This window comes from Agrobacterium sp. MS2, assembly GCF_003261015.1.
Taxonomy (GTDB): domain Bacteria; phylum Pseudomonadota; class Alphaproteobacteria; order Rhizobiales; family Rhizobiaceae; genus Agrobacterium; species Agrobacterium pusense.
On sequence record NZ_QLNF01000012.1, the window covers coordinates 90,159 to 104,596 of the forward strand.

General features: G+C 59.9%; 15 protein-coding genes and 1 riboswitch. Of the genes, 9 read left to right on the plus strand and 6 right to left on the minus strand.

Annotated elements, in window-relative coordinates:
* Window positions 1-62: 62 nt before the first annotated feature.
* A complete protein-coding gene (locus tag DOU54_RS05045) occupies window positions 63-377 on the minus strand; it encodes a DUF1883 domain-containing protein (RefSeq protein WP_004442557.1) in 315 nt (104 codons plus the stop codon).
* A gap of 252 nt (window positions 378-629) precedes the next feature.
* Between DOU54_RS05045 and DOU54_RS05050 the strand changes: the two genes are divergently transcribed.
* From DOU54_RS05050 to DOU54_RS05080, 5 genes are all read left to right on the plus strand, one after another.
* Window positions 630-2,444: a methyl-accepting chemotaxis protein gene (locus tag DOU54_RS05050; protein WP_113381312.1), complete on the plus strand. Its 1,815-nt coding sequence runs from the start codon at window positions 630-632 to the stop codon at window positions 2,442-2,444.
* Between the two features lie 174 nt (window positions 2,445-2,618).
* Window positions 2,619-3,887: an extensin-like domain-containing protein gene (locus tag DOU54_RS05055; RefSeq protein WP_113381313.1), complete on the plus strand. Its 1,269-nt coding sequence runs from the start codon at window positions 2,619-2,621 to the stop codon at window positions 3,885-3,887.
* Between the two features lie 498 nt (window positions 3,888-4,385).
* Window positions 4,386-5,207 (plus strand): sulfite exporter TauE/SafE family protein, encoded by an 822-nt coding sequence (locus tag DOU54_RS05070; RefSeq protein ID WP_004442551.1) that lies wholly within the window; start codon window positions 4,386-4,388, stop codon window positions 5,205-5,207.
* A gap of 105 nt (window positions 5,208-5,312) precedes the next feature.
* The gene (locus DOU54_RS05075) at window positions 5,313-6,239 is read left to right on the plus strand and encodes an ABC transporter ATP-binding protein (RefSeq protein ID WP_077986243.1); all 927 of its coding nucleotides are present in this window, start codon (window positions 5,313-5,315) and stop codon (window positions 6,237-6,239) included.
* Window positions 6,236-6,997, plus strand: a complete 762-nt coding sequence (locus DOU54_RS05080) for an ABC transporter permease (protein WP_004442548.1) — start codon at window positions 6,236-6,238, stop codon at window positions 6,995-6,997. The genes DOU54_RS05075 and DOU54_RS05080 overlap by 4 nt, the downstream gene beginning before the upstream one ends.
* 79 nt (window positions 6,998-7,076) lie before the next feature.
* Here DOU54_RS05080 and ribB read toward each other — a convergent pair whose 3' ends face one another.
* The 4 genes from ribB to DOU54_RS05100 all read right to left on the minus strand — a co-directional run bounded on the left by ribB (window position 7,077) and on the right by DOU54_RS05100 (window position 9,847).
* Window positions 7,077-7,718 carry a 3,4-dihydroxy-2-butanone-4-phosphate synthase gene (gene ribB, locus DOU54_RS05085; RefSeq protein WP_004442547.1) on the minus strand — a complete coding sequence of 214 codons (642 nt, stop codon included), beginning with the start codon at window positions 7,716-7,718 and terminating at the stop codon, window positions 7,077-7,079.
* A gap of 120 nt (window positions 7,719-7,838) precedes the next feature.
* Window positions 7,839-7,988: riboswitch (FMN riboswitch) on the minus strand.
* Window positions 7,989-8,146: 158 nt separating this feature from the next.
* Window positions 8,147-8,854, minus strand: a complete 708-nt coding sequence (locus DOU54_RS05090; protein ID WP_113381314.1) for a TIGR02281 family clan AA aspartic protease — start codon at window positions 8,852-8,854, stop codon at window positions 8,147-8,149.
* On the minus strand, window positions 8,851-9,042 hold the full coding sequence (locus tag DOU54_RS05095) for a DUF1289 domain-containing protein (RefSeq protein WP_004442545.1): 192 nt from the start codon (window positions 9,040-9,042) through the stop codon (window positions 8,851-8,853). The genes DOU54_RS05090 and DOU54_RS05095 overlap by 4 nt, the downstream gene beginning before the upstream one ends.
* A gap of 19 nt (window positions 9,043-9,061) precedes the next feature.
* A complete protein-coding gene (locus tag DOU54_RS05100; RefSeq protein WP_113381315.1) occupies window positions 9,062-9,847 on the minus strand; it encodes an adenosylcobinamide-GDP ribazoletransferase in 786 nt (261 codons plus the stop codon).
* Window positions 9,848-10,000: 153 nt separating this feature from the next.
* Between DOU54_RS05100 and cobT the strand changes: the two genes are divergently transcribed.
* Window positions 10,001-11,035 carry a nicotinate-nucleotide--dimethylbenzimidazole phosphoribosyltransferase gene (gene cobT / locus DOU54_RS05105; RefSeq protein ID WP_113381316.1) on the plus strand — a complete coding sequence of 345 codons (1,035 nt, stop codon included), beginning with the start codon at window positions 10,001-10,003 and terminating at the stop codon, window positions 11,033-11,035.
* An 8-nt stretch (window positions 11,036-11,043) separates the two neighbouring features.
* Complete coding sequence (locus DOU54_RS05110; RefSeq protein WP_004442540.1) at window positions 11,044-11,448, plus strand: diacylglycerol kinase; 405 nt, start codon at window positions 11,044-11,046, stop codon at window positions 11,446-11,448.
* A gap of 60 nt (window positions 11,449-11,508) precedes the next feature.
* Here the strand turns inward: DOU54_RS05110 and pdhS2 are convergent, their stop codons facing one another.
* A complete protein-coding gene (gene pdhS2 / locus DOU54_RS05115; protein ID WP_035211364.1) occupies window positions 11,509-13,044 on the minus strand; it encodes a two-component system sensor histidine kinase PdhS2 in 1,536 nt (511 codons plus the stop codon).
* Between the two features lie 108 nt (window positions 13,045-13,152).
* On the opposite strand from pdhS2, the gene DOU54_RS05120 reads away from it, so the two are divergent.
* On the plus strand, window positions 13,153-13,746 hold the full coding sequence (locus tag DOU54_RS05120; RefSeq protein WP_113381317.1) for a thermonuclease family protein: 594 nt from the start codon (window positions 13,153-13,155) through the stop codon (window positions 13,744-13,746).
* Window positions 13,739-14,395, plus strand: coding sequence for a uracil-DNA glycosylase family protein (locus DOU54_RS05125; RefSeq protein WP_162749613.1), 657 nt, complete (start codon window positions 13,739-13,741; stop codon window positions 14,393-14,395). The genes DOU54_RS05120 and DOU54_RS05125 overlap by 8 nt, the downstream gene beginning before the upstream one ends.
* The last annotated feature ends 43 nt before the right edge of the window (window positions 14,396-14,438 follow it).

Sequence of the window (14,438 nt, forward strand, 5' to 3'; positions counted from 1 at the left end):
TGATTCAGGCGCTTGCCAAAAAGAGTCGCGAAACTGCGCTATCGCATTGTTTTTCAAATAAGTCAGGATGCCTTGCGCTGAGGCGCGGCCTGCGGCTGCGCCGGCAGCATCTTGACCGATGATTCCGCCAGGCCGTTATGCCCGTCGGCATCGATCACCAGATGCCAGTGCATCGTTTCGGGGATGGCGATCCGGATTGGCGACTTTTTCGCGACGCCGCCAAGATACTTGAAATCGAGCAATTCGGTGAAGCGCTGGAAATTCGCGCCCGTCATCAACCGGACATTGTTGATGGCCGAGAGAGATACTTCAATGATCGTGCCCGCCCGCAATTCCTTCAGGTCATAATGCGTGTAGCGGAAATTCGGCCGTGCCATCGCGCGCCTCCAAGTACCGGTATTGTGGCAAAAGAGGATAGGGAGGCAGGGTTAACGCTGCCTTTAAATTCGTGCGGTTTTCATCGAATTACTGGCTGTCCCGCCGGCGGCCAATGGCGATGGTGAGTATTTCAGGCCGTGTTCGACGCCCATGAAGATAATACCAACGTATAATGGGCGTATTTAATCATAATAAATTTTTTCCCCTTAGCATCGGCTGGTCGAAGTGCACTCATCGGCGTTGGGGGGAATATGAAAAACGTCACTATATCTATGCGCCTATATGCGCTCGTCGCATTGTTTCTGGCAATCCTGACCGCAGCGCTGACATTCAGCCTGTTCGAAACCTTTGGCGAGATGGAACGCGAGCGCAAAGCCGGGCTTGCGGCGATGAACGAAACGGCCGTCGCTATTCTCGATCAATATTATCGCCTGGAACAAAGCGGCAGCTTGACGCGGGAGGCGGCACAGCAGCAGGCCAAGGTCACAATCGCGGCCATGCGGTATGGCAACGGCAGCGGTTATTTCTGGATCAACGATATGCACCCCAAAATGGTGATGCATCCGATCAAGCCGGAAATGAACGGAACCGATCTTACCGCCAACAAGGACCCGAACGGCAAGGCGCTGTTCGTTGAGTTCGTGAATACGGTCAAGGCGGGCGGTCAGGGTTTTGTCGATTATTACTGGCCGAAACCGGGTGCCCCGGAGCCGGTGGAGAAATTCTCCCATGTCGCCGGTTTCGCACCCTGGGGCTGGATCGTGGGTACGGGCGTTTATGTCGACGACCTCGAAGCGGTGTTCTGGAGCGACGCGTATTTCAACATCGGCCTGTGCATCTTGTCCGGCCTTGTCGTCATTGCCGTGGCCGCGGCCGTCGTGCGTGGCGTCACTCGACCGATCGATCTCATCCGGCAGAGCATGAAGCAGATCGCCGATGGCGACGGCACCGCCGAAATCCGCTTCGCCGATCGCCGGAACGAAATCGGCGCGATTGCCAAGACGTTGCTGGTGCTGCGTGACAGCGTCAATGAGCGCAGCGCCCTGCAGGCGCGTGAGGCCGACCAGCAGCGGGCGCTGGAGGAAGCGCGTCGCGGCAACGAGATGGTCCTTCGTTCCGCATCCGAGCGGCAGGCCCATGCCATGGAGCGTCTGGGAGAGGCGCTCGAGGCGCTTGCCAATGGGGATCTGACTGTTGCGCTGACAGATATCGGCGACGACTACGAAAAGCTACGCACGGACTTCAATCGGGCCGTGGGTGCGCTCCATAGCGCCATCGAAGCGATTTCCCGGACCGGTCATGTCGTCAATGACAGCGCTGCGGATATCAGCGGCGCGACCGGCAATCTCTCGCGCCGGACCGAACAGCAGGCGGCGGCGCTGGAGGAAACGGCCGCAGCGCTTGACGAGATTACCGCCACGGTGCGCACCGCATCCGAACGGGCCAATGAGGCGCGGCAGATGGTGCAGGACACGAAAAGCAGCGCCGGCCGCTCAGGCGAGATCGTGCGCAACGCGGTCGATGCCATGGGCCGCATCGAGGAATCGTCAAAGCGGATCGGACAGATCATTTCCGTCATCGACGAGATCGCCTTCCAGACCAACCTGCTGGCGCTGAATGCCGGCGTGGAAGCGGCGCGGGCCGGCGAGGCCGGACGTGGTTTCGCCGTGGTGGCGCAGGAGGTGCGCGAACTGGCGCAACGCTCCGCCAATGCCGCCAAGGAGATCAAGACCCTTATCAATCGCTCGGCGGAGGAGGTCGGCGGCGGCGTCGCACTCGTCCGCTCCACGGGCGATGCACTGGAAGAAATCGTGGCGCTCGTAAACCGGGTCGAAGGTCACGTGAATTCCATCGCCACTGCGGCGCGGGAGCAGGCCACCGGCCTCCAGGAGATCAACACCTCCGTTAATCACATGGACCAGATGACGCAGCAAAACGCGGCCATGGTGGAAGAAACGACCGCCGCCAGCCAGACGCTCGCCGAGGAAAGCCGCCAGTTGCGCTCGCTTCTGTCGCGCTTCGAACTTGGACATGATACCGAGCGCGAGGTTTCGCGGGCGGCCTGACTTCAGGCGTCTCGATCTGATGAAGGGCGCGGTTCCGGCTGCGCCCTTTGTTTTGGGCTATCAGAACCAGCCATCCGTTATTTCCCGCAACCAATAAGGTTTCGTTTACCTCATTTCTTTAAAATTTGACCTGTATTGCCGCGGATTGCGGCCGCTGAAGGTACAGGTTCTCGTATGGCGTATGTTTCCCTTCCGCGTCGTCTTGTGACGTTGCTGATGATTTCCACGGTCATGGTGTCGTGTTCGGCGGAGGGCCTCGTGCCACCGGCGGAGGTGGACGGCACCACACGCGTGAGTGCAATCCGTTCCTCGCGGCAACAGGGCTATAGCGCGCCGGCAGGTGCCTTCCATCAGGTTGAGCGGGCCGGACAGAGCAACGATTATCCCACGGCCATATCGCAGCCGATGCCGGAGCCTTATGCTTCGCAGGATCCGCTGCTGCAAACGCGCCAGGCAGGGCAGGGTTATTCCACCCTCGATGCACAGCATCAGGCACGCATGGCGGCTGGCGGTCATGGCAATCTGCCGGTGCAGGCGACGCAAAGCCAGAAGATGCCCCCGCAGCAAATGGCCAGCAGCCAGATTGCCGAGGGCGAAGGCGGCGTGAACATGGATTCCATGCTCGGCGTGGAGCCGGTGCGGGGACTGGCGGAGGAGCAGGATGCCGAAATCGCCGAGGGGGCTTCGGCCCAGCCGGTGGTGGACGGCATCGGCACCGACAATCCGGTTGCGGTTTCTCCGGCGCGGCGCCAGTCCGGGCTCATTCCGCCGCCGCCACCCGGATCGTCCTCCCGCCGCCAGCCGGTGGAAGAGGTGGCCATGCTCATGCCGAATGATCCGACCTTTCGCGGCGGACTTCAGAGCGACCGGTCCATGCCGCCCGGCATCATGCCGTCTTCGGAGGTTGCGTGCCGCGCCGAGCTTCGCCGTCTGGGTGTCGCTTTTCGTGACGTCGCCCGTATTGCCGACGGGCCGACCTGCGGCATCGATTACCCGATCGAACTCAGCGGTCTCGCCAGCGGCGTCGCAGTTCGTCCGGCGGTGAAGCTCAATTGCCAGGTTACGCTTGCCTTTGCGAAATGGGTGAAGTTCGAACTCGTACCGTCCTCGCGTTTCCGCTATCTCTCCGGCGTCGGCCGCATAACGCCGATGGGTGGTTATTCCTGCCGCAAGATGAATTCCCGTTCCAGCAATCCGTGGTCGGAACATGCGCGGGGCAACGCCATCGATATCGGCACCATCACGCTGAAGAACGGCAAGGAAATCGATGTCCGCAAGAAGAGTTTCTTCGCTTTCCGCGAAAAGGCACTGCTGAAGGCCGTCAGATCGGATAGCTGCAAATATTTCTCCACCGTTCTCGGGCCGGGCAGTGATCCCAACCACTGGAACCATTTTCACTTCGACCTGCGTACCCGCAAGTCAGGTTACAGGCATTGCGATTAAGTCGCGCCGTTGGAGGTTGGCGGCTGAGTTTGAAAGCGTCTCCTTTGTCATGCTCGGGCCTGTCCCGAGCATCTGCAACGCCGCTATTGGCGATACGTCGGCAGATACTCGGCACAAGGCCGAGGATGACGTCGAACACGGAGTGCGGCTTGTCATAGGGCTGCCGCCGATGACATAGGCGCCGGATCTTTGGATATGGTCGGAATGACGAAGCTTGAGGATGTTTTGCTGCCGCTAGCTCGATAATCGCCCGCCACATTCCCACAAAAAAAGACCGGCCCGAAGGCCGGTTGAAGAAGACAGCCTTATCGGGGGGATATCGGCGTCTTTGCAAGGGCATGAAATGGGAAGCGATCCCACAGAACGGTCCATCCGGCGCGGATTTGCGGCAAAAGGCGTCGCGCCGTACTGACCTGCGGCCAACATGGCTTGCCGCCCTTTTCTGATACGCTATGAGCGTCACATGTTTGTGACAACGGCCTTCGGGAGCCTGCCTTCATGCCCCCAGTTTCAGAGATAATGATCTTCGCTGCGGCACTTGCTGCTGCGGGTGTGGTTGCGGGCCTTCTGGCCGGCCTGTTCGGTATCGGCGGCGGTGCGGTGCTGGTGCCGGTTTTTTACCAGGTCTTCGGACTTCTGGATGTCCCTGAGGCCGTGCGCATGCATCTTTCTCTCGGAACGTCTCTCGCCATTATCGTGCCGACGTCCATCCGCTCGTTCCTGACGCATCGCCAGAAGGGCGCCGTCGATATCGAGCTTCTGAAAGGCTGGGTCGTCGCCGTGCCGCTTGGCACCGTTCTCGCCTCTATCGTTGCAGCCTATGCCTCGAGTGTGGCGCTGCGCCTGATCTTTGCCTTCATCGCGCTCGCGCTTGCCTTCCGGATGATCTTCAACCGGGCGAGCTGGCATCTCGGTTCCGATCTGCCGCCAAACCCGGCCCGTTTTCTGGTGGGCACCGGCATCGGGCTGTTTTCCGGGCTGATGGGCGTGGGCGGCGGGGTGATGAATAACACCTTCATGACGCTTTACGGGCGCAGCATTCATCAGGCGGTTGCCACCTCTTCCGGTGTCGGCGTGTTGATTTCGCTGCCGGGCCTTGCGGGTTACATCTGGGCCGGCTGGGGCGATGCGGGGCTGCCACCATTTTCCACCGGCTTCATCAACTGGATCGCCGTGGTGCTCCTGATCCCCATTACCCTTGTCGTCGCGCCCTATGGTGCACGGCTGGCGCATGCGCTCAGCAAGAAGCAGCTGGAGCGGGCCTTCGGCTTGTTTCTGGTTTTCGTCGCAGCGCAGTTTTTCTATAGCGTCTACGGCTGATTTTCCGCTCCCGCCGAACGCAGTGTTCAGTCCGCCGGTCTGGCATTTGCAACCTCTGCGGTCTATATGGCGTTCATCTTACTCGGTTTTTCGAAAGAATTCGCCATGAATGCCATTGTTTCGATACGGAATCTGACCAAATCCTACGCAAATGGCTTCCAGGCGCTCAAAGGTGTCAGCCTCGATATCCGGGAGGGGGAGATACTCGCTCTTCTCGGCCCCAATGGCGCCGGCAAGACGACACTGATCTCGATCATCTGCGGCCTCGTCAATCCGGGCGACGGTTCGGTGCTGGTTGGCGGGCACGATGTGGTGAAGGATTTTCGCCAGACCCGCGCCCTCATCGGCCTTGTGCCGCAGGAACTGACGACCGACCAGTTCGAGACGGTTTGGAACACCGTCAGCTTTTCGCGCGGACTGCACGGACAGAAGAAGAATCCGGAGCTGATCGAACGCATCCTCAAATCCCTGTCGCTCTGGAACAAGAAGGACAACATGCTGCGGGAGCTTTCCGGCGGCATGAAGCGGCGTGTGCTGATTGCCAAGGCGCTGGCGCACGAGCCGAAGGTCCTGTTTCTCGATGAGCCGACGGCGGGTGTGGATGTGACCCTGCGCCGCGACATGTGGAATGTGGTCTCCGAGCTGCGCGCCAAGGGTGTCACCATCATTCTCACCACGCATTACATTGAGGAGGCGGAAGAAATCGCCGACCGGGTGGGTGTCATCAATGGTGGCGAATTGCTGCTGGTGGAAGAAAAGACGGCATTGATGAAGAAACTCGGCCGCAAGCAGCTTTTTCTTGAGCTTTCCCAGCCGGTGGAGACTTTGCCGGAAAGTCTCGCGCCCTTCGGCCTCACGCTTTCCGAAGATGGCTGCACCATCACCTATGAAATTGAGGATAATGGCGAGCAGGGACGCATTGCCGATGTCCTGAGCGCGCTTTTCGCCGCCAACATCCATTTCAAGGATATTTCCACGCGGCAGAGTTCGCTCGAAGATATCTTCGTTTCGCTGGTGGGAGGCCAGAAATGAATTTCGAAGCCATCAAGTCCATCTACCTGTTCGAAATGGCGCGCACCCGCCGCACCCTGCTGCAAAGCGTGGTCTCTCCGGTCATTTCCACCTCGCTCTATTTTATCGTGTTCGGCACAGCGATCGGTTCGCGGATTCAGGAGGTTGGTGGGGTTTCCTATGGCGCTTTCATAACGCCCGGCCTCATCATGCTGACGCTTCTGACGCAGTGCATCGGCAACGGCTCCTTCGGCATCTACTTCCCGAAATTCACCGGCACGATCTATGAAATCCTCTCCGCACCGGTGGCGATGACGGAAATCCTTGTCGGCTATGTCGGAGCGGCGGCGACAAAGGGGTTGATGATCGGTACGATCATCCTGATAACCGCGTCGTTCTTCGTGGATATCAGCATCGCCCATCCGTTCATGATGATCCTGTTTTTTGTGCTGACGGCTGTGAGTTTCAGCCTGTTCGGCTTCATCATCGGCATCTGGGCAACGAATTTCGAGCAGTTGAACCTCATTCCCATGCTGGTGGTGCCGCCGCTGACCTTCCTCGGCGGCAGCTTCTATTCCATCGACATGCTGCCACCCTTCTGGCAGACGGTCAGCCACTTCAATCCGGTGCTTTATCTCATCAGCGGCTTCCGCTGGAGTTTCTATGAGATCGCTGACGTCAATCCCGTCATCAGCCTGGCGATGATCACGCTGTTTCTGGCGCTATGCCTCGGTGTTGTCGGCTGGATGTTCAAGACAGGGTATCGGCTGCGCAACTGATCCAGAAACGCTTTCCTGAAAATTGGACGCCCGGTCTGCGCCGGGCGTTCTCGTATTCAAAGCACAACGCGAACGCAGGTCAGGCGACCTGCTTCTGCGCCACTTCCTCGACAACCTCACCCTCGAGATAGGAAACGAGGTCCTTGATCGTCACGACCAGCAGGCCGTGGCGCTCGGCGAAGACTTCGAGTTGGGGCAGGCGGGCCATGGTGCCGTCGTCATTGGCGATTTCGCATATCGTGCCGGAGGGGAACTTCCCGGCGAGACGGCAGAGATCAACGGCGGCTTCGGTATGGCCCGTGCGTCCGAGAACGCCCTGCGGGTTGGCGCGCAGCGGGAAGATATGGCCCGGGCGAGCGAAATCTTCGGGGCGCGAGCCTTCCGATACCAGCGCGCGCACGGTCTTTGCGCGGTCGGCGGCGGAAATGCCCGTCGTGGTGCCAGGAATGTAATCCACCGACACGGTGAAGGCCGTCTTGAGGGATTCGGTATTGCGCGACACCATCAGCGGAATGTCTAGCGCGTCGAGGCGCTCTCCGGGCATGGCCACGCAGATCAGCCCCCGTGCATGGTTCATCATGAAGGCGATCTGCTGGGGAGTGATGCTGTCGGAGGCGGCGATGATATCGCCTTCGTTTTCGCGATCTTCGTCGTCAACCACAATCACCATCTCGCCGCGTGAAATGGCGTTAATGGCGTCTTCAATTCTGGCAACTGTCATTCTATTTCAAGCCTTTCAAGGGTTATGCCGTTTTGCGGCATTTTCGCGCTTCGAGAAGCGCCAAATATCCCTTGGGCGAACAATGCAATACGAAGCCCGCTAACGCGCAGGCGTCCCATGCCTTGTCCTCTTCCATCCGGACTATACCGTCGGCTCCGGCCTCTCACCGGATCTGCTGACCTTCCGGCTTTGGAAACCGGAAGCGCTCGCGGGCTCCGGGAAAGTCCCGATACCGCCGGTGGGGAATTGCGCCCCGCCCTGAGAACAGCAACAACTTAAATTATCAAATGCGAGGGAATCAAGGGGCAATGGCCCGCCGCAGCCCTTGTGCGTGAAAAGAATATCCCGATTGCAGACGCGACGAGGAATTCCTTTCCGGTACCAAGACGTGAGAAAACTCCCCGAAATGAATCTCGAGGGGGCAGTGCTCACCGATCCCGCAACCGCAATTCGTCGGTCTGCATCTGCAGCGAACCAAGCGTCGACAAAAAGCTCATGCCAAGCAGGCTCTGGCCCAATTGGCCATCCTGGGCGACGAGGGCGGGGATGTTGCGCCGCACGATCGGGCCAATGCTGATTTCCGACAGCGTAACGGGTGCTGCTGCCGTGCGGCCATTGGCGGTCATTACCGGTACGGTATAGCGAAGATCTGTGGTGTCGATGCCGATTGCGGTCGCATCCGCATTTGCGAGCACCACGGAGCTGGCGCCTGTATCGACCAGCATGTGGATCGTCCTGCCCTCAATCCCGACATTCGCTTCGAAGTGGCCGCTCATGGATTTGTGCAGCACGATTTCCTGCTCGCCTGCCGATGTTGTCACCACGACGGCGCGGCCGGGCATCAGACCGCCGAGCAGCCGGTCGCCGAAGGATTGCAGGTCGTAGCGATAGAGATAGAGCGAGACGAGGCCGAGGATGATGACGAGCCAGACGGCGAGCTGCCGGATGACGGTGCCGAAGTTGCCGCGTCTTCCCGCCAGAATGCCGGCCGACAGCAGCCCTGCGATGGGCAGAAGATAAAGGACCTGGGCAAACTGATCATTATCGATGCCGAGCGTTCGGCCACCATTGTGATTAACGACGAGCAGGCCAAGGCCGACGGCCAGCAGAAGGAGAACGATGGTCAGTCTGTTCATGCGGTATGTGTCTCCTTGGCGGACTCGGACAGATTTGCCAATCTTTGCGGCAGCGCGCGCATGATCGAGCGGCGCGTCTCGTCGCTATAACCCGTCCAGCCGCCGATTTCATCCAGCGTGCGGCCGCAGCCTATGCAGAGAGTGTGGGTCGTGTCGAGGCGACAGATCTGGACGCAGGGTGTTTCCATGGTGATCTATATCAGGCCCTCATGCCGCAAGGGCAAGTGCGACGAGAATCACGATCTCCGTGATCTGCTGGCAAGCCCCAATGGTATCCCCGGTATGGCCGCCAATCTTCCTCTCGCACAGCCTGCCGAACAGCATGGCCGCGATGACCGCCACCGCCAGCACAAGCGCGATCTCAAACAGTGGCAGCGCGTGCAGCGTGAACAATATGAAGAGAAGAAGCCCGGCGGCCAGCGCGATGTTGCGTTCGCTTTCTCCGGGCTGGCCGGCATTGACGGCGATGCCGGAGGTCTTGGCGGCGGGCAGGGACTGCCAGTGCCACACCATCAGCGCGCGGCTCGTGACAAGCGCTGCAATCAGACAGGCGGCAGCGGTTTTGTCCGGCAGGGTTATGATCAGCGAGGCGAGTGCAGTGGCGCGGAGCGCGAAGGAAAGAACCATGGCAATGGTGCCATAACTGCCGATACGGCTGTCCTTCATGATTTCAAGCATACGCGCCTTGTCCCTGCCGCTGCCGAAGCCATCGGCCGTGTCGGCAAGCCCGTCCTCATGCAGCGCGCCTGTCATGAGCGCCGTCAGGCCGATGGCGAGCCACCCGGTGAGCTGCGGAGAGGCATCGAAGCGCGCAAACACGACAACCAGGAAAGCGGCGGGCAGGGCGATCAGCAGTCCCGCGGCGGGGAAAGCACGGGCGGCCCGGCCCATCGACACGCCCGAGTCGTCTTCGAAGAATCGCGAAGGGACGGGCAGGCGGCTTAGAAAGGCGAGGGAATGCATGACATCTGTTATAAAATCCCGGGCCTTCATGCTCTCTCCGTTGCAGTCGCTGCATTTCCGGTTGTTCCGCGGCGCATCCGCTATTATGAGAGGCGCAACAAAGACCGATTTGCCGGAAAACACAAGTTTCCGGACGCATGAGCCGATGCGAAAGCCAGACCGGCTATGAGAGAGACTGATATCATGAGCATGAGCGGATTGCCCTTCGATGATTTCCGCGCGCTGTTGCGCGAGCTTCCCGGCCCGGACACGCACGCGCTTGTTGCGGCGAAGGAGCGCAATGCGCAGCTGACGAAACCTGCCGGTTCGCTCGGCCGTCTCGAAGAAATCGCCATGTGGCTTGCCGCCTGGTCCGGCCGTTCGCCTGCCGTCAACCGTCCGCTGGTGGCAATCTTCGCCGGCAATCACGGCGTGACCCGCCACGGCATCACGCCCTATCCGACGTCTGTGACCCAGCAGATGGTGGAAAATTTTGCCGCCGGTGGCGCGGCGATCAACCAGATCTGCGTGGCCAATGATCTCGGCCTGAAGATTTTCGATCTGGCGCTGGATTACCCGACTGGCGATATCACCTGTGAACCGGCGCTTTCGGAGCGTGACTGCGCCGCCACCATGGCCTTCGGCATGGAGGCGATTGCCGGCGGCACCGATCTTCTCTGCGTCGGTGAAATGGGCATCGGCAATACCACGATAGCGGCTGCGATCAATCTTGCGCTTTATGGCGGTGCGGCGGAAGAATGGACCGGTCCGGGCACCGGTTCGGAAGGTGACGTCATGGCCCGCAAGATTGCGGCGGTGAAGGCGGCGGTAGAGTTCCACAAGGACCACCTGTCCGATCCGCTGGAAATCATGCGTCGTCTCGGCGGACGCGAAATCGCGGCGATTGCAGGTGCCATTCTTGCTGCGCGCGTGCAGCGCATTCCCGTGCTGATAGATGGTTATGTGGCAACGGCCGCCGCGGCGCTGCTGAAGGCTGCCAATTCCTCTGCGCTCGATCATTGCCTTATCGGCCATGTCTCGGGTGAGCCCGGCCATCTGGCAGCCATCGAAAAGCTTGGCAAGACGCCGCTTCTGGCGCTTGGAATGCGTCTTGGCGAAGGCACCGGTGCGGCCCTTGCCGCCGGCATCGTCAAGGCCGCCGCCGCCTGCCATTCCGGCATGGCGACGTTTGAGGCAGCGGGTGTCGACACACGCATCACCGCGCCCACCAATCATTGAGGCTGAAGATGGACGCGACGCCGCACATGCCACCGCCAGAACCGGTCTTTCGTAAAGAAAAGGGCTGGCGGCATCTGTTCGCTGCCGCGCGCTATTCCCTGCAGGGGCTCGGTCGGCTTTGGCAGGAAGCTGCCTTTCGTCACGAAGTTCTTGCCTTCTGCGTCGGGCTTGGCCTGCTTCTGGTCGTGGGCGCGCCGTTTGCGCATCTTCTCGTTTTCACGGTGTTGATGCTGCTTTTATTCTCGGTGGAAGCGCTCAATACCGCCATCGAGGAACTGGTGGACCGCATTTCGCCGGAAATTTCCTCCGTGGGCCGGCACGCCAAGGATCTCGGCTCCTTTGCCGTCTTCTGCCTGCTGATGGCGAACGGATTTTTCGTGCTGTATTCGCTGGTGACGACGCTGTTCTTCTGAGGTTGCCAGCTTCAAGGCATTTCCAGGTGGAAAGCCGGGCGACGCCTTCCTGTGGGCGCCTTAAGCGAACGACCGTCGGCGTGGCTGGATGGCATGGGTTTCTTCGACCGCCGGCAGGCTCTGGAGCACGCGTTTCGCGGGCAGGATGGCGATGCCTTCCGTGCCCTCACGCAGTTTGGATTTCAGAATGAACTGGCCGTCATGCTTGGCGAGGATGGCCTGAACGATGGGCAGGCCAAGGCCTGTTCCCTGCTCGGCGCTCTTGATCGCGATTGATCCCTGACCGAAGGCTGACAGCACCACCGGAATTTCCTCCTCTGGAATGCCTGGGCCATTGTCCCTGATCGACACATATTGGCCGCCGCCGGCCGTCCAGCCCGCCTTTACGAGAATTTCTCCACCCTGCGGGGTGAACTTGACGGCGTTGGACAGCAGGTTGAGGACGACCTGGCGGATCGATTTTTCGTCCGCCCAGACCTGCGGCAGGCTGTTTTCAAACTGCTGGGAGATCCTGATGTTCTTGGCGCGGGCGCGAAGCTGGATCATGCCGATGCAATCTTCGGCGATTTCCAGCATCGAGATCGCTTCTTCGTTCAGGTCATAACGGCCCGCCTCGATGCGCGACAGGTCGAGGATTTCGTTGATGAGATCGAGCAGATGCTGGCCGGAGCGGTGGATATCGCCGGAATATTCCTTGTAGAGCGGATTGTTGAGCGGCCCCAGCACCTCCGAAGACATGACCTCGGAGAAGCCGAGAATGGCGTTGAGGGGCGTGCGCAGCTCGTGCGACATGGAGGCGAGAAAGCGCGACTTGGCCAGATTGGCCTCTTCCGCGCGTCGCCGCGCCTCGTCGGAAACCGAATTGGCGACTTCGAGCTCGGCGATCAGGTCGTCCTTTTCAGTCTGCGAGGAGAGGAGCTTGATGCTGGTCTGGTAAAGCCGGCTGGTGATGCGGTGGCAGAACAGGATCGCCATGCCGAACATCAGCGCAAGACCGACATCGAATGGATCGCGCGAGAAGACAGAGGTGACGCAGAGAGCCGCCAGCACCGGTAGGAAAGTCATGAAGGTTGCCCGCCGCAGCATGAAATTGGCCGTGGCGGTGAGCGAGAGCGCGATCAGCAGCGTCGAGCCCTTGAAGAAAAGCACGAGCGTCGGGTCATTACGCGTTGGCTCCGCCAGCGCGAACATCGCCCAGATGCACCCGATGACGATCTGCATTCCGAGAAAAAGATTTTTCCAGTGCAGGAGGTTTTCGGCGGTGATCTCTTGTTTTGCAGCCCGTTTGGCGAGCATCAGCGAAATGGCGTGGAAACTCAATGCAGCCAGCGACCAGATGATGAGGCTGATATCGCGGGTTATGTAAACGCCGATGATGGAGGCAAGCACGATGAAAAGCGGCATGATCATCGCGCCCTGCAGGGTCTCGGCGATGTGCATGGTCAGCATCTCGCGTTCATAGGCGTCGCTTGCGCCTGCACCTTGCTGCAAGCGTTCACGCGTCGTCTTCACCGCGTCGAAAACCGCCTTGTTGCGATGTTTTTTCGAGCGGTCGACGATGATCTTGTCGGTGGACGTGCTGACGCTTTTACTCATTGTTACAACGCAGGGTGACATGAACCCTTGCAGACTACGCCCAAAATCTTAAGAAGATGCTGCCGTGAAAGGATTTGTTTGCCATTTCTGACAAGGGTTTGTTGTTACATGAGACGAAATGGAGGCAGGCGCGGGGGTTTTTCCGCAGTCCGCGACGGCGGCCTGTTCCTTGCTACGGTTTTTCTAGGGGTTCTGATTGCCGCCAAGCTTGATCATATCAACAGCGAAACCTATAGCGGCCGCTTCTTCGTGATTGATGGCGACACGCTCTCCAAGGGCAAGGAACGTTTCCGGCTGCTCGGCATCGATGCGCCGGAGCTTGCGCAGACATGTCTGCGCGGGGGCGAAAGCTGGCCATGTGGCGAGGAGGCGCGCCGTGTTCTGCAACGGCTGGCCGCGCCAGCGGATTTCTCCTGCTCCGGCAGTTCCAGAGATCGATACGGGCGACTGCTCGTCTATTGTTCCGCCGGCGGCAGGGATGTTTCGTCGGACATGGTGTCGGCCGGTTTTGCCGTCGCGTCGGGATATTTCCAGTTTTCAGGCGAGCAGGAAGCCGCGCGCAGGCAGGCGCTCGGCATCTGGGCGGGAGAATTCGAAAAGCCCTCGCAGTGGCGGAGGGATCACCGTGCCGCGGATATGGAAACGCCGGCGGCGGGTTTCCTCACCATCATCCGCCATCTTCTGGGGTGGGATCATGGCTGAAGGAGAGAGGGTTGGGCCAGTGCATGATGATGGGCTGGACGGGCTGCGCGGTGAGATTGCCCGCTGTCGTCTCTGTCGCGACATGCCGCTCAAGGGAATGGCTGACCGCCTGCCGCATGAACCCCGGCCGGTGGTCGTCATGTCGGCAAGACCACGCATTCTGATTGCCGGGCAGGCGCCAGGGCTGCGCGTGCATGAAACGGGCCTGCCATTCAACGATGCTTCCGGCGACAGGCTGCGCCAGTGGCTGAATGTCGACCGGGAGACATTTTACGATCCGGATCGTTTCGCCATCGTTCCCATGGGGTTCTGTTTTCCCGGTTATGATGACAAGGGAAGCGACCTGCCGCCACGGCGGGAATGCGCCCCGCACTGGCGCACGCGGGTCATGGCGGCGATGCCGCAGGTGGAGCTGATCCTCGCGATCGGCCAATATGCCCAGGCTTTTCACCTGGGTGAAAGACGATGCAAAACCATGACCGAAACGGTGCAAAACTGGCGCAGCTATCTTCACGCCAATTCCGGCCCCGGCATTCTTCCTTTGCCGCATCCGAGCTGGCGCAACACGGGGTGGCTGAAAAAGAACCCATGGTTTACGGAGGAGCTGTTGCCGGTTCTGCGAGAATATGTGGAAATGCGGCTTTGGTGAAACAATTTTCTGTTTTTCCGCAAAAATTAGTGTATTGAAAGGA

Coding starts and splice junctions, on each gene's coding strand:
- DOU54_RS05120 (WP_113381317.1), top strand. CDS start 13,153: ATGAGACGAAATGGAGGCAGGCGCGGGGGTTTTTCCGCAGTCCGCGAC.
- cobT (WP_113381316.1), top strand. CDS start 10,001: ATGAGCATGAGCGGATTGCCCTTCGATGATTTCCGCGCGCTGTTGCGC.
- DOU54_RS05070 (WP_004442551.1), top strand. CDS start 4,386: ATGCCCCCAGTTTCAGAGATAATGATCTTCGCTGCGGCACTTGCTGCT.
- DOU54_RS05095 (WP_004442545.1), bottom strand. CDS start 9,042: ATGGAAACACCCTGCGTCCAGATCTGTCGCCTCGACACGACCCACACT.
- DOU54_RS05055 (WP_113381313.1), top strand. CDS start 2,619: ATGGCGTATGTTTCCCTTCCGCGTCGTCTTGTGACGTTGCTGATGATT.
- DOU54_RS05075 (WP_077986243.1), top strand. CDS start 5,313: ATGAATGCCATTGTTTCGATACGGAATCTGACCAAATCCTACGCAAAT.
- DOU54_RS05110 (WP_004442540.1), top strand. CDS start 11,044: ATGGACGCGACGCCGCACATGCCACCGCCAGAACCGGTCTTTCGTAAA.
- pdhS2 (WP_035211364.1), bottom strand. CDS start 13,044: ATGAGTAAAAGCGTCAGCACGTCCACCGACAAGATCATCGTCGACCGC.
- ribB (WP_004442547.1), bottom strand. CDS start 7,718: ATGACAGTTGCCAGAATTGAAGACGCCATTAACGCCATTTCACGCGGC.
- DOU54_RS05050 (WP_113381312.1), top strand. CDS start 630: ATGAAAAACGTCACTATATCTATGCGCCTATATGCGCTCGTCGCATTG.
- DOU54_RS05045 (WP_004442557.1), bottom strand. CDS start 377: ATGGCACGGCCGAATTTCCGCTACACGCATTATGACCTGAAGGAATTG.
- DOU54_RS05090 (WP_113381314.1), bottom strand. CDS start 8,854: ATGAACAGACTGACCATCGTTCTCCTTCTGCTGGCCGTCGGCCTTGGC.
- DOU54_RS05080 (WP_004442548.1), top strand. CDS start 6,236: ATGAATTTCGAAGCCATCAAGTCCATCTACCTGTTCGAAATGGCGCGC.
- DOU54_RS05100 (WP_113381315.1), bottom strand. CDS start 9,847: ATGAAGGCCCGGGATTTTATAACAGATGTCATGCATTCCCTCGCCTTT.
- DOU54_RS05125 (WP_162749613.1), top strand. CDS start 13,739: ATGGCTGAAGGAGAGAGGGTTGGGCCAGTGCATGATGATGGGCTGGAC.